Origin of the sequence: Corynebacterium sp. (assembly GCF_030535495.1) — a bacterium.
Taxonomy (GTDB): Bacteria; Actinomycetota; Actinomycetes; order Mycobacteriales; family Mycobacteriaceae; genus Corynebacterium.
This window is the reverse complement of sequence record NZ_JAUNRW010000004.1, coordinates 32385-53737: the sequence shown is the minus strand read 5'-3', so window position 1 is coordinate 53737 and position 21353 is coordinate 32385. Positions and strand designations below refer to the sequence as shown.

The following is a 21353-nucleotide window of genomic DNA, read 5'->3' as shown; positions in this document are numbered from 1 at the left end:
GTTTCTTCGACTCGGCCGAGGTCGTCGAGTACCACCACCCGCACAAGCTGGACGCCCCGTCGGGCACCGCGATTCATACGGCGCAGGGGATTGCGGCGGCGCGTCGAGAAGCAGGACTGGGACCGATCCCGGACGCCACCGAGCAGACCCTTGAGGGCGCGCGTGGCGCGGACGTCGACGGCGTGCGCGTGCACGGCGTGCGCATGACCGGCATGGTCGCGCACGAGGACATCATCTTCGGCGCGCAGGGGCAGTCCCTGACCATCCGCCAGGACTCCTACGACCGCACCTCCTTCGTGCCGGGCGTGCTCGTCGGCGTCCGCGAGATCGCCGGGCACCCGGGCCTGACCGTGGGGCTCGACGGCTACCTGGGGATCTAGATGGCCAAGCCAGTCGAGCTGGACGTCCAGCTCATCGCCGCCACCGAGTTCACTCCGCCCGCCGGGGTGGACTGGGACGTCGACTCCTCCGCCACCGGGGCCGAGGCGCTCGTCGAGTTCGCCGGGCGGGCCTGCTACGAGACCTTCGACAAGCCCAACCCGCGTACCGCCGCCAACGACGCCTACCTGCGCCACATCATGGAGGTCGGGCACACCGCGCTCCTCGAGCACGCCACCGCCACCCTCTACATCCGCGGGATCTCGCGCTCGGCGACCCACGAGCTGGTCCGCCACCGCCACTTCAGCTACTCGCAGCTCTCGCAGCGTTTCGTGCACACGGACGAGGCCGAGGTCATCGTGCCGCCGGTCATCGCGGAGGACCCGGAGCTGGCGGCCATGATGCTGCGCGCCGTCGACGAGTCCCGCTTCATCTACCAGGAGCTTCTCGACGCCCTCGAGGACAAGCTCGCCGACGAGCCCAACGCCCTGCTGCGCAAGAAGCAGGCCCGGCAGGCGGCGCGTGCCGTGCTGCCCAACGCCACCGAATCCCGGATCGTGGTCACCGGCAACTTCCGCGCCTGGCGCCACTTCATCGGGGCCCGGGCCACCGAGCACGCCGACGTGGAGATCCGGGCACTCGCCGTGGCCTGTCTGCGCCTGCTGCAGAAGCAGTCGCCGGTGCTCTTCTCCGATTTCCAGATCTCCACATTGTCCGACGGCACGGAAATGGCCGTGAGCCCCTACGCCACGGACTTCTGATTCCCCGACCGACAAGCGAAGCAGGTACCCTTGACCACCATGAGTACAGGTTTGACCGCCAAGACCGGAGTCGAGGACTTCGGCACCGTCAGCGTCGCCATGGTCACCCCCTTCGACCGTGACGGCAAGCTCGACCTCGAGGCCGGACGGCGTATCGCCGCCCATCTCGTGGACAACGGGTTGGATTCCCTGGTCCTCGCTGGCACCACCGGTGAGTCGCCCACCACCTCCCTCGAGGAGAAGCTCGCCCTGCTCAAGGCCGTGAAGGAGGAGGTCGGGGACCGCGCGAAGCTCATCGCGGGCGCCGGCACCAACGACACGTCCGTCTCCATCGAGCTGGCCCGGGCCTCCGCCGACGCGGGCGCCGACGCCCTCCTGGTGGTCACCCCCTACTACTCGAAGCCCAGCCAGGAAGGCCTCTACCAGCATTTTTCCGCTGTTGCCGGGGCCACCGAGCTGCCGATCATGCTCTATGACATCCCGCCGCGCTCCTCGATCCCCATCGAGGCCGACACGCTGCGCCGACTCGCGGAACTGCCGACCATTCGTGCGGTGAAGGATGCAAAGGGTAATATGGCCGAGTCTGCACTGCTCATGCATGAGACCGGTCTCGCCTGGTACTCGGGCGATGATCCGCTCAACATCCCGTGGCTGTCCATCGGCGCCTCGGGGTTCGTCTCCGTGGTCGGCCATGCCGCACCGCGGGCCCTGCGTGAGCTGTACACAAGTTTCGAGGAAGGCGACCTCGCCCGTGCGCGGGAAATCAACGCCACTGTTCTTTCACCGTTGATCGCCTCCCAGGGTCGCCTGGGCGGCGCCACAATGGCCAAAGCTGCCCTGCGTCTGCAGGGCATTGAGGTGGGGGAGCCGCGTCTGCCTGTCGTCGCACCCGACGAGCAGGAGATCGCAGCCCTCCGCCGTGACATGGAAAAGGCTGGAGTCCTTTAAATATGACTGAATCCCGTAATCGTGCCCGGAAGGTCACCCGCAAGGCGGGCCCGCCGGAGACCGAGAGCACAGCTGCATCCCCGGTTTTCCAGGCACCGACCCCGGAGACGAACGGAAACGCAGAGAAGAGCGCCCCGCAGGCCGCCGAGAACACCAACGGCGGCGGCAACGGTGGCAACGGTAACGGCAACCGCTCCCGGGGCGGCAACCGCTCCCGCGGTGGCCGCGGTGGCCGCAACAACCAGGGCAACAACAACCAGGGCGGGCAGAACCAGGGCAACCAGGACCGCCAGCAGGGCGGACGCGGGCGTCGTAACGTGGTCAAGTCCATGCAGGGCGCTGACCTGACGAAGCGTCTGCCGGAGCCGCCGAAGGCCCCGAAGAACGGCCTGCGCATCTACGCGCTGGGCGGTATCTCCGAGATCGGCCGCAACATGACGGTCTTCGAGTACAACAACCGACTGCTCATCGTCGACTGTGGCGTGCTCTTCCCCTCCTCCGGTGAGCCGGGCGTGGATCTCATCCTGCCGGACTTCGGACCCATCGAAAAGCACCTCGACCGCGTCGACGCCCTCGTGGTCACCCACGGCCACGAGGACCACATCGGCGCCATCCCGTGGCTGCTCAAGCTGCGCGCGGACATCCCGATCCTGGCCTCCCGCTTCACGCTGGCGCTCATCGCCGCGAAGTGCAAGGAGCACCGCCTGCGCCCGAAGCTCATCGAGGTCAACGAGTCCTCGAACGAGAACCGCGGCCCCTTCAACATCCGTTTCTGGGCCGTCAACCACTCCATCCCGGACTGCCTCGGCCTGGCCATCAAGACCGGCGCCGGCCTGGTCATCCACACCGGTGACATCAAGCTGGACCAGACCCCGACCGACGGTCGCCCGACCGATCTGCCAGCCCTGTCCCGCTTCGGCGACGAGGGCGTGGACCTCATGCTCTGTGACTCCACCAACGCCACCACCCCGGGTGTCTCCGGTTCGGAGGCCGACGTCGCCCCGACGCTCAAGCGCATCGTCGCCGATGCCCGCCAGCGCGTCATCCTGGCGTCCTTCGCCTCCAACGTCTACCGCGTGCAGGCCGCCGTCGACGCCGCCGTCGCCGCCGGACGCAAGGTCGCCTTCAACGGTCGCTCCATGATCCGCAACATGGAGATCGCGGAGAAGATGGGCTACCTCAAGGCACCGAAGGGCACCATCGTGTCCATGGACGACGCCTCGAAGATGGCCCCGCACAAGGTCATGCTCATCACCACCGGTACCCAGGGCGAGCCGATGGCGGCCCTGTCCCGCATGGCCCGTCGTGAGCACCGTCAGATCACCGTCCGCGACGGCGACCTCATCATCCTGTCCTCCTCGCTCGTCCCGGGCAACGAGGAGGCCGTGTTCGGTGTCATCAACATGCTGGCCCAGATCGGCGCCACCGTGGTCACCGGCAAGGACGCCAAGGTGCACACCTCCGGCCACGGCTACGCCGGTGAGCTGCTGTTCCTCTACAACGCGGCCCGGCCGAAGAACGCCATGCCGGTCCACGGCGAGTGGCGCCACCTGCGGGCCAACAAGGAACTGGCGATCGCCACGGGCACTGAGCGCGACCGTGTCGTGCTCGCCCAGAACGGTGTCGTCGTTGATCTTGTCGACGGCCGCGCCCAGGTCGTCGGCCAGATCCCGGTGGGTAACCTCTACGTCGACGGCACCACCATGGGTGACATCGACGCCGATGTCCTCGCCGACCGCACGAGCCTTGGCTCGGGTGGCCTCATCTCCATCACCGCGGTCATCGACAACCGCACCGGCCGCCTCATGGAGTCCCCGACCGTGGAGACCAAGGGCTTCTCCGAGGATGACCGCGCCATGACCCCCGAGGTCAAGGAGCTCGCGGAAACCATCCTCAACGATCTGGCCGCGGAGGGCGAGAACAACCCCTACCGCATGGTCCAGCAGCTGCGTCGCCGCGTTTCCCGTTTCGTGGAGCAGAAGTGGCGCCGTGAGCCGATGATCCTGCCGACGGTCGTGCCCATGACCTCCGATCTCGACGACGCGATCGACGACGAGGAGATCAAGGCCTCGGCCCGCCCCTCGCTCTAGTCGCCGCCTTTGACATGCACCCCCGCGTACGCTGGGGTGCATGTCTTTTTCTGCCACCGAACGTGCCCGCCTCGCCGAGTTGCTTATCGACGCCGGCCCCGACGCCCCCACCCTCTGTGAGGGGTGGACCACCCGCGACATGGCCGTCCACCTCTACCTGCGGGAGAACCGCCCGCTGGCGGCCGCCGGCATGTTCGTCCCAGCCTTTGCCGGCCAGCTGGCGAAGGCTAGCGCGAAAGCGGGGGAGCGGGACTACCGGGAGCTCGTCGCCGATTGGGCCGACGGTCCCGGAAGGTTCAACCCGGTGCGGTTTATCGATAAGCAGATGAACACCGCCGAGCACTTCATCCACCACGAGGACGTGCGCCGCGGGGACGGGGTGGCCCGACCGCGCGAGTTCAGCGAGGCGGTCAACCGGCAGCTGCACGGGATCCTCAAGATGCTGGCCCCCCGGATGCTGTCGAAGAGTCAGGCGCCGGTGATCCTGCATCCCACAGGCCTGCCGCGGATCGTCGCCGTCGACGAGCGCGGCGTGAGTACTGACGGCGAGAACGTCGTGAGCGTCAACGGCGAGGTCGGGGAGTTGCTGCTGTGGGTCTACGGACGCGATGCCGTGGAGGTGCGTATCGACGGCAACCCCACCGATATCCACAGGTCAGGCCTGTGACCTTGACCGAAAAGTAGCGGCGTGTCCGGTGTGGCTGATGTGAATAGCGTGTCGTGAACAACTACAGTAGGGGCCATGTCTGTACGAAGCTCGGCGTCACGCACCAAGAAGGACCGCACCCGGCCCACCGGAAGGAGCAGGGCCACCACCTCGGCCCCTGCGACCTCCGCTTTCCGCGCTGCTGATACCTCCGAGGAGAGGACCGGCAGCGCTTTCCGTGCGGTCGGCGGTGGCCTGAGCTCCATGTTCAAGACGGTGGGCAACTCCGCCCGCCGTTCCGCACCGCCGGAAGAGGCGGAGCGCGAGCCCCGTGAACCCCGTGAGCCCCGTGACGTGGACGTCGACGGCGTGGCCCTGACCCTCATCGGTCTGGCCGCCGTCCTCGGCGCCTCGGTGTGGATGGACATCGCCGGGCCCGTCGGAGCGGCCATCTCCACCGCCGCGCACCTGGCGATCGGGGCCGGGGCACTCATCCTGCCCGTGGCGCTGGTCGCCCTGGCCATCGCCCTCATGCTCGGTGTGCAGGGCGCCCCGGGATCCCGCGGGCGCATCGCCCTCGGCACGGGGCTCATCGCCGTATCCATGCTGGGCCTGGTGCATCTGCTCGCCGGCAACCCGGCTGAATGGGACGGCCGGGTCATCGCCGGCGGCGCCATCGGCGCCTGGACCGGCGGCACCCTGGCCCTGGGATTCAGCTCCTACGTGGCGATCCCGCTGCTCATCCTGGTCATCGTCTACGGCGCGCTCAAGGTCACCGGCATCACCACCCGGCAGGCCTTCGACTACGTCCGCGACCTGCTCCGCGATATCCGCACCCCCGGCCCCGAGCACGACGACGTGGCAGACGATGACCTATACGGTCATGTCGACGATGACATCGAGGATCTCGCCGAAGGGCGGGAGCGCGCACCGCGGCCCCGGCCGCGGGCGCTGCCGCGGAGCACGCGGGCGTCGAGAAGCACGACCCCGCTGGACAACTACCCGGTCGATGACCCGGCCGAGGAATTCGAGCACGACACCGAGCACACGCTGTTCGACACCCCCGTCAAGCGTGCCGACACCGAGGAGATCCCGGCCGTCACCGAGGACGCCGTCGCCGCCTCCCGGGAGCAGATGCGCCAGGCCATCGTCGCGCGTTCGGGCATCGACGCCGCCGCCGTCCCCGCCACCACCCCGAAGTCCGAGCTCGAGGACACCCCGCTGCCGGAGGCCCGTCAGCCGGAGACGACCACCGACTACCAGTTGCCCAGCACCGACCTGCTCATCGACGGCGACAAGCCCAAGACCCGCACCGAGACCAATGACCGGATGATCGAGGCGATCACCGACGTCTTCCGCGAGTTCAACGTCGACGCCGCCGTCACCGGCTTCTCGCGCGGCCCGACCGTCACCCGTTACGAGGTCGAACTGGGCCCGGGTGTCAAGGTCTCCAAGATCACCAACCTGCAGTCCAACCTGGCGTACGCGGTGGCCACCGACAACGTCCGGCTGCTCACCCCCATCCCCGGCAAGTCGCTGGTGGGCATCGAGGTGCCCAACACCGACCGCGAGATGGTCCGCCTCGCCGACGTGCTCAACGCGCCCGCGACCCGCGGCAACCACGACCCCATGCTCATCGGCCTGGGCAAGGACATCGAGGGCGACTTCGTCTCGCACTCCGTGCAGAAGATGCCGCACCTGCTCGTCGCCGGTTCCACCGGTTCGGGTAAGTCCGCGTTCATCAACTCCATGCTCGTCTCCCTGCTCACCCGCGCCACACCGGAGGAGGTCCGCCTCATCCTCGTCGACCCGAAGATGGTCGAGCTGACCCCCTACGAGGGCATCCCGCACCTGATCACCCCGATCATCACGCAGCCGAAGAAGGCCTCCGCCGCGCTGCAGTGGCTGGTGGAGGAGATGGAGCAGCGCTACATGGACATGAAGTCCGCGCGCGTGCGCCACATCAAGGACTTCAACCGCAAGGTCCGCTCCGGCGAGATCCAGACCCCGCTGGGCTCCGAGCGCGAGTATCGCCCGTACCCCTTCATCATCTGCGTCGTCGACGAGCTCGCCGACCTCATGATGACCGCGCCCAAGGAGATCGAGGACTCCATCGTCCGCATCACCCAGAAGGCCCGTGCCGCGGGCATCCACCTCGTGCTGGCCACCCAGCGCCCGTCCGTCGACGTGGTCACCGGCCTGATCAAAACGAACGTGCCCTCGCGTCTGGCCTTCGCGACGTCCTCGCTCACCGACTCTCGCGTCATCCTCGACCAGGCCGGCGCCGAGAAGCTCATCGGCATGGGCGACGCACTGTTCATCCCGCAGGGGGCGGGCAAGCCGCAGCGCCTCCAGGGTGCCTTCGTCACCGACGAAGAGGTGCAGGCCGTCGTCGAATCCGCCAAGGATCAGGCGCAGCCCAACTACACCGAGGGTGTGACCGACGACAAGAGCTCGGACGCGAAAAAGGAGATCGACGAGGAGATCGGCAAGGACATGGACGACCTCCTCGAGGCCGTCGAACTCGTCGTCACCTCGCAGCTCGGCTCCACGTCCATGCTGCAACGCAAGCTGCGTATCGGCTTCGCCAAGGCGGGACGCCTCATGGACCTCATGGAGACCCGCGGTGTCGTCGGGCCGTCCGAGGGCTCCAAGGCGCGTGACGTGCTGGTCAAGCCGGAGGAGCTGGACACCATCCTGTGGATGATCAAGGGTGCGGACCCGGCGGATGCCCCGAAGGAGGAGGGCTGGCCGGAGGACGGCGAGTCGGACGTGACTGTCGTCGACGCGCAGCCGCCGCGCGGGGTGTTCTAGGGGCCCGCTTGTGTCAACGACCATAAGATCCGGCGCATGTCAGGCGCGACCTGGCACTATGCGCCGGATCTTCTGCGTGCCGGTGTCGTTATGACGAGCGCGGACTTTACGGATGCCGCTCCACCGGGTGTATAGTATCCGGACATGGAGGGGAGTAACCCCTAAGCGGCACTGATCGTCAACACGGTCCCATCTGCGGGACCCGGTCGTGCCGGCCTTGTTTTTCAACGAGGTGGGAGAGACCTCCGGTCATTGATGCAACCCAACACGACCGGAGGCTCACATGTCTGTCCCCCTGTGGATCTGGATCGGCACCATTGCGCTGATCCTCGGATTCTTCATCTTCGACTTCTACTCCCACGTCCGCACCCCGCACGAGCCCACGCTCAAGGAATCGGCCACCTGGTCCGCGTTCTACGTCGGCCTGGCCCTGCTGTTCGGTGTGTTCGTCTACTTCATGTGGGATCACCAGCACGGCATGGAGTACTTCACGGGCTACGTGACGGAGAAGGCGCTGAGCGTCGACAACCTCTTCGTCTTCGCGCTCATCATGGGAGCGTTCAAGATCCCCCGGAAGTACCAGCAGAAGGTGCTGCTCATCGGCATCGTGCTGGCGCTCGTCTTCCGCCTGCTGTTCATCCTCGCCGGCGCCGCGATCATCGCCGCCTGGTCGGACGTGTTCTACATCTTCGCCATCTTCCTGCTGTGGACGGCCGTCAAGCTGCTGTGGGACGAGTTCACCGACGCCCCGGAGACCGACCCCAACGATATGCGGGTCATCCGCTGGCTGCGCAAGGTCGTGCCCGTCACGCCCGGCTACCACGGTGACAGCCTGACCACGAAGTTCCACGGCAAGTTCGCGCTCACCCCGCTGTTCGTGGCCCTGGTGGCCATCGGCCTGGTGGACGTCATGTTCGCCTTCGACTCCATCCCGGCGATCTACGGCATCACCACCGAGGCCTACCTGGTGTTCACCGCCAACGCCTTCTCGCTCATGGGCCTGCGCCAGATGTACTTCCTGCTCGACGGGCTGCTCGATCGCCTCGTGTTCCTGCCCTACGGCCTGGGACTCATCCTGGCGTTCATCGGCGTCAAGCTCATGCTGCATGCGCTGCACGAGAACAACCTGCCGTTCATCAACGGCGGCGAGGATGTCACGGTGCCCGAGATCCCGACGGAGCTTTCGCTCCTGGTCATCGTCGGCATCCTCACGGTGACGGTGCTGGCGTCCATCTGGAAGAACAAGTACGACCAGGCCCAGGGTGGCATCGACACCCGGGTGCGCGCCGAGGAGTGGGACCACGAGCTCACCGAGGAGGAGATGTACTCCACCGACGAGCTCGATCACTCCGTCGACACCACGGGGTCGACGAAGCTCAGCGACATCGACGAGAAGAAATAATCAGTCGCGGAAGACGTTGAGCACCGGGTTCCACTCGTGGATCTCGCGGCCGTCGAGGACGCCTTCGCGGGTGAAGGGGTCGGCGTCCATGAGCTCGGCGGCGTCGACAAGCGTCGCGTCCTCCGGCAGGCGGATGATGATGAGCGCACCACCGGAACCGTCGGTGTGGGGCCCGGAGGCGACGAGCTGGCCGGCGTCGAGAAGCGTGGCCAGCCACTCGCGGTGCTCAGGGCGCAGGCGCACGATGTCCGCGGAACCGTCGGGGTAATGGTAGGAGACTGCGAAGTACTTCATGTCGGCTGATTCTACGCCCGGCTACCGGGGTAGGGTGTGTGTCGTGACTGCACCGAACGCGGCCGAATCGGCCCAGCCCAGCAACTTCAACCTGCCGAATGTGTTGACGAGCCTGCGCATCCTGGTCATCCCCGTCTTCCTCTGGCTGCTGCTGACGGGTCAGATGTGGTGGGCGTTCGGTGTCTTCGTGGCCTTGATGATCACCGACAAACTCGACGGCGACATCGCCCGCGCCCGCAATCTGGTGACGGACTTCGGCAAGATCGCCGACCCCATCGCCGACAAGGCGCTCATCACCGCCGCCCTGGTGGGCCTCAACATCATCGGCGTGCTGCCGGTGTGGGTGACCGTGGTCATCCTCGTGCGCGAATTCGGCATCACCCTGTGGCGCATGGTGATGCTGCGCCGCGGCCTGGTGGTCCCGGCGTCGAAGGGCGGCAAGATCAAGACCACCCTGCAGGCGCTGGCCATCGGCCTGTACCTGCTGCCGCTGCCGGAATGGATGGATCTGCCGACGTGGATCGTCATGCTCGCGGCCGTCGCCGTCACCGTCATCACCGGCCTGCAGTACCTGTGGGATTCGAGGAGGCAGTGACGTCTGCGGACCTCGTCGCTGCTTTACGACGCCGCGGACTCACCGTCGCCTTCTGCGAGTCACTGACCGCAGGCCTCGCCGCCGCCACGCTCGCCGACACCCCGGGGGCGTCGGCGGTGCTGCGCGGCGGGCTCGTCACCTACGCCACCGACCTGAAGTACTCGCTCGCCGGTGTGCCGGAGGGGGCGGATCCGGTGGATGCCGATACCGCGGTGGCCATGGCCGTCGGGGCGCGGGAGCGGTGCGGCGCGGACTGGGGCGTGGCCTTGACCGGGGTTGCCGGGCCGGAGCCGCAGGGGGCGCACCCGGTGGGTGAGGTGTGGCTGGGATTTGCCGGGCCCGGGGGAGTGGACAGACAGAAACTCCAGCTCAGCGGCGGGCGACGGGAGATCCGTGAGCAGGCGGTGGCGGCGGCGCTGCAGGGACTTTATGAGCGCGTGGAACAAAACTGACGGCAGGGACGTTAAGAGGAGTAATGGTTACCACCGCTGTACTAGATACCCCGATCGTCACCACCCGCCGCGCCCCTGAACTGCTGCTCCGGGAGGCACTGGGCGCTGCCTTGCGTTCCTTCCGGGCGGACCAGGGCATCACCCTGCGTGAGCTCGCCGAGCAGGCGCGCGTGTCACCCGGTTATCTCTCCGAACTGGAACGCGGCCGCAAGGAGGTCTCCTCCGAGCTGCTCGCCTCCGTGTGTCACGCACTGGGCACCTCGGTCGCCGATGTCCTCATCGAGGCCGCCGGTTCCATGGCGCTGCAGTCCGTGGCCGAGGAGCTGGCCACCGAATCCCTGCACGCTTAACCGACAGTTCGAATCCCACTCCGCTACCATGGTGGCGTAAAACAATGACCAATTTCCAGAAAGGCCCGATCCGACATGGCTAACCCCTTCGTCAAGGCATGGAAGTACCTCATGGCGCTTTTCGACTCGAAGATCGAGGAGAACGCCGACCCGAAGGTGCAGATTCAGCAGGCCATCGAGGACGCGCAGCGCCAGCACCAGGAACTGTCCCAGCAGGCGGCGGCCGTCATCGGCAACCAGCGCCAGCTGGAGATGCAGCTCAACCGTCGTCTCGGTGAGATCGAGAAGCTGCAGGCGAACACCCGCCAGGCCCTGCAGCTGGCCGACAAGGCCCGCGCCGAGGGTGATGAGCGCAAGGCCGTCGAGTACGAGAACGCCGCCGAGGCCTTCGCTGCCCAGCTGGTCACCGCCGAGCAGTCCGTCGAGGACACCAAGCAGCTCCACGACCAGGCTCTGCAGCAGGCCGACCAGGCCAAGCAGGCCGTCGAGCGCAACTCCATGGCCCTGCAGCAGAAGGTCTCCGAGCGCACCAAGCTGCTCTCCCAGCTGGAGCAGGCCAAGATGCAGGAGAAGGTCTCCGAGTCCCTGCAGTCCATGAACGCCATCACCGCCGGTTCCACCCCGAACCTGGACCAGGTGCGCGAGAAGATCGAGCGTCGTTACGCCAACGCCCTCGGCCAGGCCGAGCTGGCCCAGAACTCCGTCGAGGGGCGCATGGCCGAGGTGCAGCAGGCTGGCATCCAGATGGCCGGACACTCCCGCCTCGAGGCCATCCGCGCCGAGATGCAGGGCGGTGGCCAGCTCACCTCCGGTCAGGCCGACAAGGCCATCGAGTCCGGCAACGGCGACGCCTCCGTCTCCGATGACGCGGTCGCCCAGCGTATGCGTGAGCTGCGTGGCGAATAAGCGGTAGCGCTGTGGCCCCGATCCGATTGGGTCGGGGCCGACGTGATTCCGCACGTAGACTGTCGGCATGGATACTTTCCTCCGCGACTACGTGCAGTTCCTGTCCTCCATGGGCGCGTTCGTGTCGTCCCTGGGGCTGACCATGCTGGGCATTCCGCAGTGCTCGTTGGCGGATGTCACCGGCTGCCAGCATCAGTAGGCCCCCTTGACGTGACGGCGCTCACGTATAGGGTGGGGTGCATGGAATACACACCAGGCCAATGGTTCAGTCTCTCCATGATCCTGCCCATGCTCGGCTCCTCCGCCCTGGCGGCGGTCGCCCAGGGTGTGGTCAACGTCGTCACCAGTTCCCGATAGGAGATCACCCCATGAACGCACTTCTCGCCTTCTTCGGAATCCCTGCCCTCTTCTCGTCCGTGTTGTCCTCGCTCGGCGGCAACCCGCAGTGCACGCTCTTCGACACCAGGGGTTGTTGATCGACCAGACGCAGCAAAACACGCCGCGAAGGGCCCTCTCCAGCAAGCGAGAGGGCCCTTCGCGGCGTAGTTGGCTGTGGTCAGTCCGCCGCGCCCCGGGCGATGAGCGCCTCGGCCAGCAGTCGCGCACGGCGTATCGAGCGCACCAGCACCGGTGTTCCGAAGGCCGCCACCGAGAACCCCGCGCCCCGGGCCTTGCGGGCCGCGAGGACGTCCTGCACAGTGGCCAGCTGCAGGGGGATGAGACGCAGCGTGAGGGACACCGCCAGCGAGATCGTCTCCACCGGCAGGCCGACACGCGCGAAGGGGGACAAGCCCCGCTCGATCGCGGCCATCAGTTCGGCGATGGTGGTGGTTAGCGTCAACAGTGCGGCGGCAGCCACCGACGCCAGCAGTACCAGCACGGTGGTCAGGGCGAAGGACCAGCCCCGCTGCCACCACTGGAACGCGCCGAGCACCGCCAGCACGGGCAGCACCGGGAGGGTCTGGCCGAGGGCGGTCGTGAGCGGCACCCGCGCGATCGTATAACCGACCACGACCACCGCCAGGCACAGGCCCGCCGCCACCGGAGTGGTGACCAGAAACGTCGAGGACACGATGAAGGCCAGCAGCGCGAGGAACTTCCCTCCGGCGGGCAGACGGTGGATGAGCGTGTGGCCGGGCAGGTAGACACCCAGGGGGATGTTTCTCATGCCAGCATGCGGTTCCGGTAGTGGTCGCAGACCTCGGCGGGGGGCCCGTCGGCGACGATGCGTCCGCGGTCGAGGCAGATGACGCGGTCGAAGTCCTCCAGGATCTCCAGGTCGTGGGTGACCACGATGAGCTGCTGGTCGAGCCCGGCGAACTCGCGGGAGATCCGTGCGCGGTTGCGCAGGTCCAGCAGGGTGGTGGGTTCGTCCGCGATGATGAGCTCCGGCTCGATGACCAGCACCGAAGCCAGGGCCAGCAGCTGTTTTTCGCCACCGGAGAGGGTGTGGGGGGAGTTCTCGGCGAGGGCGCTCAGGCCGAAGCGGGCGAGGGCGGCATCCACTCGTGCGTCGCGCTCGGCCTTCGACAGCCTGAGGCGGCGAAGCGAGAAGGCGACGTCGTCCCGGACCTGGGGCATGACGATCTGGTTCTCGGCGTCGGAGAACACGAAACCGACACGCCGACGGATGTCGCGGCCGTGGCGGGCGACGTCGGTGGCGTCGATAAGCACGCGACCGCTGCTCGCATCGCCGAGGCCGTTGATGAGGCGGGCGAGCGTCGATTTGCCGGACCCGTTGGCGCCGATGATGCCGATGCGGTGCTCGCTCAGTTCCAATGAGATCCGGACCAGGGTGGGGGAGTCGTCACCGGGGAAGGTGACGGAGACGTCCTCGAAGGTGATGGTGGGCATTACTTCCGGCGGGCCAGCAGATCGGGGAAGGCGGCGTGGATGCCCAGGGCGATGACGACCATGATGGCGAACTTGGCCACGTCGGGCACCAGGAACGCACCCTGGGCGATGATCGATTCGGTGAGCGAGAGTCCGGCCCGCCACACGAGGCCGAGGGCACCGAGGGTGTACTGGATGAGCAGGCCGACGGCGGCGGCCAGAGAGAACCACAGGATCTGTTCACCGCGCTTGCGCGGGCGTGCGCGGTAGGCGAGGGTGCCGGCGACGGCGGCGGAGGCGAGGTATCCGGCGAGATAGCCGACGGTCGGACCGGCCAGTGCTGCCAGGGTGGTACGTCCGCCGGCGAGGACCGGCAGGCCGATGAGTCCCAGGAACAGGAAAAGAGCGGCGGCGAGGAATCCGCGCCGCCCACCGAGGACCAGGCCCGCGAGGACGATGGCGGCGTTCTGGAGGACGATCGGCAGGCCGGCGGCGCCGACGGGGATCGCGACGAAGGCCAGCACGATGATGAGGGCGGCGAAGACGGCGATGTAGGCGAGATCCTGCACGGCGCCGCGGGAGGTGCGGGCCGGGTTCTGGGTGGCGGTTGTCATGGAAGCAGACACTAGCATTGAACGGTGTTCAAGGAAACGTCGGGGCCGGGGTGTGGATGGTCGATCTGTAGTATCGGGGCATGCGACTGACGGAGTTCCATCACCTCATCGAGGACGAGTTCGGACGCGCCAAAGGCCGCCACCTCATCCATTCCCACGTGCTCGCCTCGCAGGGGGCGACGGTGGGCGAGCTTGTCGACGCCGGCGCTGACCTGCGGGAAGTCTGGTTGGAGATCTGCCGGGACTTCGATGTTCCGGAGGAACGCAGGCTGGGGCGCGACACGCCGGGGCGATGACGTTGAGTTCGAACAGGCGTGCGTGTATGTTCGAGGGCGATGGTCCACATGTTGCACCCTGTGGATATCGTCAGGGCCGGAATGCACGCGGTGTCGCCGGTTCGCGCAATCCGGGATCCTTTTGCGGGTGACCGGAGTCTAAGAAGGTGTGGATTACAACCCGTCCGACACCGGCACCACCGACCACCCAACAGAAGGAAACGTCTCCATGGCACCCAAGAAGAAGGCCGCCGCCGCCAAGGGCGATGACCGTCAGAAGGCACTCGACTCCGCGTTGGCGATGATCGAGAAGGATTTCGGCAAGGGCGCCGTCATGCGCCTCGGCGACGACAACCGCCCGCCGATCCAGGTCATCTCCTCCGGCAACACCGCCATCGACGTCGCACTCGGCATCGGTGGATACCCGCGCGGACGAATCGTCGAGGTCTACGGTCCGGAATCCTCCGGTAAGACCACCGTCGCCCTCCACGCCATCGCCCAGGCCCAGAAGGCAGGCGGCATCGCGGCGTTCATCGACGCCGAGCACGCACTCGACCCGGACTACGCCAAGAAGCTCGGCGTGGACACCGATGCACTGCTGGTCTCCCAGCCGGACACCGGTGAGCAGGCCCTGGAGATCGCGGACATGCTCGTGCGTTCCGGCGCCATCGACATCATCGTCATCGACTCCGTCGCCGCCCTGACCCCCAAGGCGGAGATCGAGGGCGAGATGGGTGACTCCCATGTCGGCCTGCAGGCCCGCCTCATGAGCCAGGCGCTGCGCAAGATGACCGGCGCCCTGCATTCCTCCGGCACCACCGCCATCTTCATCAACCAGCTCCGCGAGAAGATCGGCGTCATGTTCGGCTCCCCGGAGACCACCACCGGCGGTAAGGCCCTGAAGTTCTACGCCTCCGTGCGCCTCGACGTCCGCCGAATCCAGACCCTCAAGGACGGCCAGGATGCCATCGGCAACCGCACCCGCGTGAAGGTGGTCAAGAACAAGGTCTCTCCGCCGTTCAAGATCGCTGAATTCGACATCATCTACGGCGAGGGCATCTCGCGGGAGTCCTCGCTCATCGACATGGGCGTGGAGAACGGCATCGTGAAGAAGTCCGGCTCCTGGTTCACCTACGAGGGCGACCAGCTCGGGCAGGGCAAGGAGAAGGCCCGCCTGCTGCTCAAGGAGACCCCGGAGCTGGCGGATGAGATCGAGCGGAGGATCTTCGGCAAACTGGGCATCGGCCCGGAGGCCGCCTCCGCCGAGACCGACCTCAGCGACGATCCCGTCGACATGGTCCCCAACGTCGACTTCGACGACGAGGACGATCTGGTCGCCACCGGGGAGTAGCCGATGCAGCGCGACGCGAGGATCGAGCAGCTCCGGCAGGCACTGGACAACTATCAACCGGGTGGTCTCTTCGATCATGAGGCGGAGGAGGCGAAGGCGGCAGTGCGCAAGCGCGCACTCCTGATTCTCGACGCCCGCGCCCGTTCCCGCCACGAGCTCCGCGGCCGGTTGCTCGACCTGGAGTTTGCACCGCAGGTCATCGATGATGTCCTCGATGACCTGGCGGGCGTGGGGCTTCTCGACGACGCCGCCTTCGCCCACGAGTGGGTACGCCAACGCCATGCCCGGCGGGGTAAGTCCACCCGCGTGCTCGACCGAGAACTGCAGGACAAGGGGGTCGATGCCCCCACCCGGGCCGACGCCCTCGAGCAGATCGACGCCGCCGACGAGGAGGCCACCGCCCGTGCGCTGGCGGAGAAGAAGGCGCGCTCAGTGCGGGCTGTTCCCGCCGACCGCGCCGACAGCGACAAGGCACTGCGCCGCATCGTCGGGGTCCTGGCCCGCCGGGGTTTCAACCAGGGGATGAGCCTGCGCATTGCGCGCGAGGCGCTTAATGAGCGCGTCGCCCAGCTGAGCTGAGCTTGGCTGGGTGACGCGCTCGGGGAGAAGCGGGGGTTACTGGCCGGGGTTCTTGATCTCGACGTAGTCGGGATCGTGCCAGTCGACGTTGACGTTGTCCTTTGTGTCCAGACCCTGATCGGGCAGCTCCGGAACCTTGGCCACGATGTTGCGGCGGGCGCGACCGGCACGCAGCTGGCGCTCGACGCGCTGGGCCAGGGAGGTCAGCGCCCAGTTGATGAGGATCATGATGATCGCCACGACCGTGAGCGAGGCCAGGAAGTTCTGGTTGACCGACGCCGTCTGGATACCGGAGCGGACGACCTCGATGTAGCCGATCTGGTAGCCCAGCGCGGAGTCCTTCAGGGCGATGACCATCTGGGCGATGAGCGCCGGCAGCATCGCGGCGATGGCCTGCGGCAGCAGGATCGTGCGCATGGTCTGCGAATGTGACATGCCCAGGGCGCGGGCGGCCTCGGTCTGTCCCTTGGGCAGGGACTTGATGCCGGACCGCAGGATCTCGGCGATGACGGAGCCGTTGTACATGGTCAGCGCGAAGACCACGGCGGCGAACGCCAGTTCACTCGGCGGAACCATCCGGTAGATGGCGAAGAGCTGGTACGCGAAGATCATGAGCAGCAGCACCGGGATCGCGCGGAAGAACTCGACGATCACGGCGCAGACCCACCGGATCGGGGCGACCTCGGAGAGGCGTCCCAGACCCAGGACCACACCGAGAATCATGGCCAGGATGATCGAGGCGAACGCCGCCTTCAGGGTGCCCCACAGGCCGGGCAGAATATAGGTCTGCCAGGTCAGGGAGTCGAGGAACGGTGTCCACTTGGAGGCTTCGAGCTGACCGTTGTTGCCCAGGGTCCAGCCGATCCAGCCGAGGACGGCGATGGTGACCACCGCAGTGAGCGCGGTGAAGATGAGGTTGTTGCGGCGGCCCCGGGGGCCGGGGGCGTCATAGAGTACTGTCGCGCGAACGGACATTACTTCCTCACCGCCATTCGATCGGAGAGTCGGCCCAGGGCCAGGCCGGTGGGCAGGGTCAGGATGATGAATCCGAGGGCGAAGATGCCGAACACCACGAACAGCATGTTGGCGTGATTCTCGATGGTGGACTTCATCAGCAGGGACGCCTCGGCCACACCGATCGCCGAGGCGATGGTGGTGTTCTTCGTCAACGCGATGAGTGTGTTGCCCAGCGGGATGATGGCCGCGCGCACCGCCTGCGGGAAGATGATGTTGCCGAAGATCTGGCTGAAGGACAGCCCCAGCGAGCGGGCCGCCTCCGCCTGCCCGAAGTGGACGGTGTTGATGCCCGACCGCAGGGACTCGGCCACGAACGCCGAGGTGTAGAGCACGAAGCCGAGGACCGCGAGCCGGAAGTTGTTGTCCACCAGGAAGGTGGGGGAGTTCCGGTCGGCCATGACCAGACCGAGGTTCTGGTAGAGGCCGAAGGAACAGAAGATGATGATCAGCGTGAGCGGGGTGTTACGCACCGTGTTGATGTAGAAGGTGGCCAACCCACGCAGGATCTTCACCGGGGAGACCCTCATGGCGGTGAGAATGGTGCCGAGGATCATGGATCCGATCGCTGAGTAGACCGTCAGCTGAATGGTCAGCCAGAAGGCCGGCCATAACCGGGGGCCCAGATCGGCCCATAGTGTTGACATGAGGGGCTCCTAGTCCGGGTGTGTTAGTCGTCGAGGAAGGACAGGTCGCCCGGGTTGCCCGGTGCAACGGCCTCGTCACCACCGAGGTTGTCCTGGAGGAGGCGGTCGAACTCACCGGAGTCGTGCATCTCCGTCAGGGCGGCGTTGACGGCGTCGGTGCCTTCAGCGTCGTCCTTGGTCAGGCCGATGCCGTAGTACTCGTTGGTGAACGGCTCGCCGTCCTGCTCCATCTCGATGACCTTGAACTGGCCCGGGGCCTGGGCGGAGTAGCCGAGGAGGATGGTCGCGTCGGTGGTCATGGCGTCGATGTTGCCCTGGCGGAGTGCCTCGACACAGGAGGAGTAGGTGTCGTACTCCTGGAGCTGAACGCCCGGGAGAGCGTCCTTGACCTTCTGGGCCGGGGTGGAGCCGGTGACCGAGCAGAGGATCTTGCCGTCGAGGGAGCCGAGGTCGGTGATCTCTGCCTCGTCCTCACGCACCAGGAGGGCCTGGTGGGTGATGAGGTAGGGGCCGCCGAAGTTGACGGACTCGGAACGACCCTTGTTGATGGAGTAGGTCGCGGCGATGAGGTCGACCTCGCCGTTCTGGATGAGGGTCTCGCGCTGGGCGGAGGGGGTCTCGCGCCAGGTGACGGTCGGGGCGTCCCAGCCGTTGGCCTCGGCGATGTGGTTGACCACGTACTCGGCGACGTCGACGTCCAGGCCGGCCATGGAGCCGTCCGGGTTACGCAGGCCGAGGCCGGGCTGATCGTACTTGGTGCCGATGGTCACGTCGCCGGCCTCGATGGCGGCGAGCATGCCGTCGCCGTCACCGGCGGAATCACCACAGGCGGCGAGGGTGACGCCGGCGATGGCGACGGTGGAGGTCAGGGCGGCGAGGCGGAAAGTGGAGCGCTTCATGATGAGTATTCCTTGTCTGCTAGTGGGAGAGGATCTTGCCGAGGAAGTCCTTGGCGCGATCGGTCTTCGGGTTGGTGAAGAACTCGTCGGGTGTGTCGTCTTCGACGATGGCCCCGTCGGCCATGAACAGGACCCGGTCCGCCGCACGGCGGGCGAACCCCATCTCATGGGTGACCACGACCATGGTCATGCCTTCCTTGGCCAGGCTGGCCATGACGTCGAGGACCTCGTTGACCATCTCGGGATCGAGGGCGGAGGTCGGTTCGTCGAAAAGCATGATCTTGGGGCTCATCGCCAACGCGCGGGCGATGGCCACGCGCTGCTGCTGGCCACCCGAGAGCTGCGCCGGGTACTTCGAGGCCTGGTTGGCGATGCCGACGCGCTCGAGCAGCTCCATGGCGCGCTTCTCGGCCTCGGCCTTCTTCATCTTGCGGACCTTGAGCGGCCCGAGGGTGACGTTGTCCTTGATGGTCAGGTGCGGGAAGAGGTTGAAGGACTGGAAGACCATGCCGACGTCGGCACGCAGCGTGGCCAGGTCCTTGCCTTCCTCCGGGAGCGTGACACCGTCGATCTCGATGGTGCCCTGCTCGATGGTCTCCAGGCGGTTGATGGTGCGGCACAGCGTCGATTTACCGGAGCCGGACGGGCCGAGCACCACGACGACCTGGCCCCGGGGGACTTCAAGGTTGATGTCCTTGAGGGCGTGGAAGTCATCGAAGTACTTCTGCACGTCCGTCATCCGGATCATGACGTTCCCGTTGCCGGGGGCACGATCAGATGGTGGTGTGGTCTGGGTCATAGGACGATCTTAGACCTACAGCTTCCTAGGTCATCCGATTTTCGCCTAACTTTTTTGCAACGAGGCAAAGATTGTTAATCGCAGCAGCGCGGATCGCGCTCATCATTTCCCCGGTGGTTAGGCCGAACCACACGGCGCCGATACAATGCGAGCCGTGGCACAGCTTGTAAACGACACCCCCCGCACCTATGAAGTGCGCACCTTCGGGTGCCAGATGAACGTCCATGACTCCGAGCGCCTCTCCGGGCTGCTGGAGGAGGCCGGATACGCGGCCGCCGTCGATAAGCAGCCGGACCTCATCGTGTTCAACACCTGCGCCGTTCGTGAAAACGCCGACGAGCGCCTCTACGGCACCCTCGGTGCGCTGCGCGCGACGAAGCGCGAGCACCCGGGGCTGCAGATCGCCGTCGGCGGTTGCCTGGCGCAGAAGGACCGCGACACGGTCGTCTCGCGGGCGCCCTGGGTGGATGTGGTTTTCGGTACCCACAACATCGGCTCCCTGCCGACCCTGCTCGAGCGGGCCCGGCACAACGATGAGGCGCAGGTGGAGATCGTCGACGCCCTCGAGGCCTTCCCCTCCGTGCTGCCGGCCAAGCGCGAGTCCGCCTACGCCGGGTGGGTGTCCGTGTCGGTGGGATGCAACAACACCTGCACGTTCTGCATCGTGCCTTCGCTGCGTGGCAAAGAGATCGACCGCCGCCCCGGTGACATCCTCGCCGAGGTGCAGGCACTGGTCGACCAGGGGGTTACCGAGGTGACCCTGCTCGGCCAGAACGTCAACGCCTACGGCGTCAACTTCGCCGACCCCTCCCTGGAGCGCGACCGCTCCGCGTTCTCCAAGCTGCTGCGCGCCTGCGGGGAGATCGAGGGCCTCGAGCGACTGCGCTTCACCTCCCCACACCCGGCCGAGTTCACCTCCGACGTCATCGACGCCATGGCGGAGACCCCGGTCGTGTGCCCGCAGCTGCACATGCCGTTGCAGTCCGGCTCGGACAAGGTGCTCAAGGAAATGCGCCGTTCCTACCGCTCGGCGAAGTTCCTCGGCATCCTCGACGAGGTCCGCACCAAGATCCCGCATGCCTCGATCACCACCGACATCATCGTCGGCTTCCCCGGTGAGACCGAGGAGGATTTCCAGGCCACCCTCGACGTCGTGGAGAAGGCGCGTTTCACCTCCGCCTACACCTTCCAGTACTCCCCACGCCCGGGCACCCCGGCCGCCGAGTACGCGGACCAGATCCCCAAGGAGGTCGTGCAGGAGCGCTTCGAGCGCCTGCTCGCCCTGCAGGAGCGCGTCTCCGCCGAGGAGAACGCCCGGCTCGTGGGCACCGAGGTGGAGCTGCTGGTCCAGGCCGAGGGGCGCAAGAAGACCGGACGCATGACCGGCCGCGCCCGCGACGGACGCCTCGTCCACTTCGCCCCGTCCGGTGCCGTCGACGGTGACATCCGCCCCGGCGATGTGGTCACCACCACCGTCACCGCCTCGGCCCCGCACCACCTGCTTGCCGACGCCGACGTGATCTCCCACCGCCGCACCCGCGCCGGTGACATGTCGGCGGCCGGTCAGGTCCCCACCACCGAGCCCATCGGCGTCGGCCTGGGGCTGCCGTCCATCGGCCGCCCTGCCCCGCAGCCCGCCGCCGCGGATTCCTGCGGCTGCTGACGTAGTCTGCACATAGTCTGCATAAAGACCGAATCGAAGGAGA

24 protein-coding genes are annotated in these 21353 nt (G+C 66.8%); 16 read left to right on the top strand and 8 right to left on the bottom strand.

Going from position 1 to position 21353, the window contains the following annotated elements:
• The 7 genes from Q4F73_RS01280 to Q4F73_RS01250 form a co-directional block, all read left to right on the top strand.
• The coding region (locus tag Q4F73_RS01280; RefSeq protein WP_303357537.1) for a dihydrodipicolinate reductase C-terminal domain-containing protein at positions 1–380 on the top strand (380 nt) is incomplete at its 5' end.
• Entirely contained in the window at positions 381–1139 is a 759-nt protein-coding gene (gene thyX / locus Q4F73_RS01275; protein WP_303357536.1) for an FAD-dependent thymidylate synthase, read from the top strand.
• A 39-nt stretch (positions 1140–1178) separates the two neighbouring features.
• Positions 1179–2087, top strand: coding sequence for a 4-hydroxy-tetrahydrodipicolinate synthase (gene dapA, locus Q4F73_RS01270; protein WP_303357535.1), 909 nt, complete (start codon positions 1179–1181; stop codon positions 2085–2087).
• Between the two features lie 2 nt (positions 2088–2089).
• The gene (locus tag Q4F73_RS01265; protein WP_303357534.1) at positions 2090–4177 is read left to right on the top strand and encodes a ribonuclease J; all 2088 of its coding nucleotides are present in this window, start codon (positions 2090–2092) and stop codon (positions 4175–4177) included.
• A gap of 40 nt (positions 4178–4217) precedes the next feature.
• The gene (locus Q4F73_RS01260; protein WP_303357533.1) at positions 4218–4844 is read left to right on the top strand and encodes a TIGR03085 family metal-binding protein; all 627 of its coding nucleotides are present in this window, start codon (positions 4218–4220) and stop codon (positions 4842–4844) included.
• 75 nt (positions 4845–4919) lie between these two features.
• Positions 4920–7637, top strand: coding sequence for a DNA translocase FtsK (locus Q4F73_RS01255; protein ID WP_303357532.1), 2718 nt, complete (start codon positions 4920–4922; stop codon positions 7635–7637).
• 283 nt (positions 7638–7920) lie between these two features.
• Entirely contained in the window at positions 7921–9039 is a 1119-nt protein-coding gene (locus tag Q4F73_RS01250; RefSeq protein WP_303357531.1) for a TerC family protein, read from the top strand.
• Here the strand turns inward: Q4F73_RS01250 and Q4F73_RS01245 are convergent, their stop codons facing one another.
• Positions 9040–9333, bottom strand: a complete 294-nt coding sequence (locus tag Q4F73_RS01245; protein WP_303357530.1) for a YciI family protein — start codon at positions 9331–9333, stop codon at positions 9040–9042.
• A gap of 43 nt (positions 9334–9376) precedes the next feature.
• Here Q4F73_RS01245 and pgsA point away from each other — a divergent pair, with 43 nt between their 5' ends.
• The 5 genes from pgsA (at position 9377) to Q4F73_RS01220 (ending at position 11835) form a co-directional block, all read left to right on the top strand.
• Positions 9377–9928 (top strand): CDP-diacylglycerol--glycerol-3-phosphate 3-phosphatidyltransferase, encoded by a 552-nt coding sequence (pgsA, locus tag Q4F73_RS01240; protein ID WP_303357529.1) that lies wholly within the window; start codon positions 9377–9379, stop codon positions 9926–9928.
• Positions 9925–10380, top strand: coding sequence for a CinA family protein (locus Q4F73_RS01235; protein WP_303357528.1), 456 nt, complete (start codon positions 9925–9927; stop codon positions 10378–10380). The genes pgsA and Q4F73_RS01235 overlap by 4 nt, the downstream gene beginning before the upstream one ends.
• Positions 10381–10403: 23 nt before the next feature.
• On the top strand, positions 10404–10730 hold the full coding sequence (locus tag Q4F73_RS01230; RefSeq protein ID WP_085548724.1) for a helix-turn-helix domain-containing protein: 327 nt from the start codon (positions 10404–10406) through the stop codon (positions 10728–10730).
• 75 nt (positions 10731–10805) lie between these two features.
• Positions 10806–11636 (top strand): PspA/IM30 family protein, encoded by an 831-nt coding sequence (locus tag Q4F73_RS01225; protein WP_303357527.1) that lies wholly within the window; start codon positions 10806–10808, stop codon positions 11634–11636.
• 67 nt (positions 11637–11703) lie between these two features.
• Positions 11704–11835 (top strand): hypothetical protein, encoded by a 132-nt coding sequence (locus tag Q4F73_RS01220; RefSeq protein ID WP_303357526.1) that lies wholly within the window; start codon positions 11704–11706, stop codon positions 11833–11835.
• 357 nt (positions 11836–12192) lie between these two features.
• Here the strand turns inward: Q4F73_RS01220 and Q4F73_RS01215 are convergent, their stop codons facing one another.
• Genes Q4F73_RS01215 through Q4F73_RS01205 form a run of 3 tightly spaced genes read right to left on the bottom strand, consistent with a single transcriptional unit; the run spans position 12193 to position 14083 of the window.
• A complete protein-coding gene (locus tag Q4F73_RS01215) occupies positions 12193–12804 on the bottom strand; it encodes an energy-coupling factor transporter transmembrane protein EcfT (RefSeq protein WP_303357525.1) in 612 nt (203 codons plus the stop codon).
• Positions 12801–13490, bottom strand: coding sequence for an energy-coupling factor ABC transporter ATP-binding protein (locus Q4F73_RS01210; RefSeq protein ID WP_303357524.1), 690 nt, complete (start codon positions 13488–13490; stop codon positions 12801–12803). The genes Q4F73_RS01215 and Q4F73_RS01210 overlap by 4 nt, the downstream gene beginning before the upstream one ends.
• A complete protein-coding gene (locus tag Q4F73_RS01205; RefSeq protein ID WP_303357523.1) occupies positions 13490–14083 on the bottom strand; it encodes a biotin transporter BioY in 594 nt (197 codons plus the stop codon). The genes Q4F73_RS01210 and Q4F73_RS01205 overlap by 1 nt, the downstream gene beginning before the upstream one ends.
• 80 nt (positions 14084–14163) lie before the next feature.
• On the opposite strand from Q4F73_RS01205, the gene Q4F73_RS01200 reads away from it, so the two are divergent.
• The 3 genes from Q4F73_RS01200 (at position 14164) to recX (ending at position 16288) form a co-directional block, all read left to right on the top strand.
• Positions 14164–14379, top strand: a complete 216-nt coding sequence (locus Q4F73_RS01200) for a DUF3046 domain-containing protein (protein ID WP_303357522.1) — start codon at positions 14164–14166, stop codon at positions 14377–14379.
• A 208-nt stretch (positions 14380–14587) separates the two neighbouring features.
• Positions 14588–15709 (top strand): recombinase RecA, encoded by a 1122-nt coding sequence (recA, locus tag Q4F73_RS01195; protein WP_303357521.1) that lies wholly within the window; start codon positions 14588–14590, stop codon positions 15707–15709.
• Between the two features lie 3 nt (positions 15710–15712).
• Positions 15713–16288: a recombination regulator RecX gene (recX, locus tag Q4F73_RS01190; RefSeq protein ID WP_303357520.1), complete on the top strand. Its 576-nt coding sequence runs from the start codon at positions 15713–15715 to the stop codon at positions 16286–16288.
• Between the two features lie 36 nt (positions 16289–16324).
• On the opposite strand, the gene Q4F73_RS01185 is transcribed toward recX, so the two are convergent.
• From Q4F73_RS01185 to gluA, 4 genes are read right to left on the bottom strand one after another with little or no spacing between them, the layout of a single operon-like run.
• Entirely contained in the window at positions 16325–17263 is a 939-nt protein-coding gene (locus tag Q4F73_RS01185) for an amino acid ABC transporter permease (protein WP_303357519.1), read from the bottom strand.
• The gene (gene gluC, locus Q4F73_RS01180; protein WP_303357518.1) at positions 17263–17949 is read right to left on the bottom strand and encodes a glutamate ABC transporter permease GluC; all 687 of its coding nucleotides are present in this window, start codon (positions 17947–17949) and stop codon (positions 17263–17265) included. Before gluC ends, Q4F73_RS01185 begins: the two co-directional genes overlap by 1 nt.
• A 23-nt stretch (positions 17950–17972) precedes the next feature.
• Positions 17973–18848 carry a glutamate ABC transporter substrate-binding protein gene (locus tag Q4F73_RS01175; protein WP_303357517.1) on the bottom strand — a complete coding sequence of 292 codons (876 nt, stop codon included), beginning with the start codon at positions 18846–18848 and terminating at the stop codon, positions 17973–17975.
• A gap of 19 nt (positions 18849–18867) precedes the next feature.
• Entirely contained in the window at positions 18868–19596 is a 729-nt protein-coding gene (gluA, locus tag Q4F73_RS01170) for a glutamate ABC transporter ATP-binding protein GluA (protein ID WP_303357540.1), read from the bottom strand.
• A 265-nt stretch (positions 19597–19861) separates the two neighbouring features.
• Between gluA and miaB the strand changes: the two genes are divergently transcribed.
• Complete coding sequence (miaB, locus tag Q4F73_RS01165) at positions 19862–21310, top strand: tRNA (N6-isopentenyl adenosine(37)-C2)-methylthiotransferase MiaB (protein ID WP_303357539.1); 1449 nt, start codon at positions 19862–19864, stop codon at positions 21308–21310.
• The last annotated feature ends 43 nt before the right edge of the window (positions 21311–21353 follow it).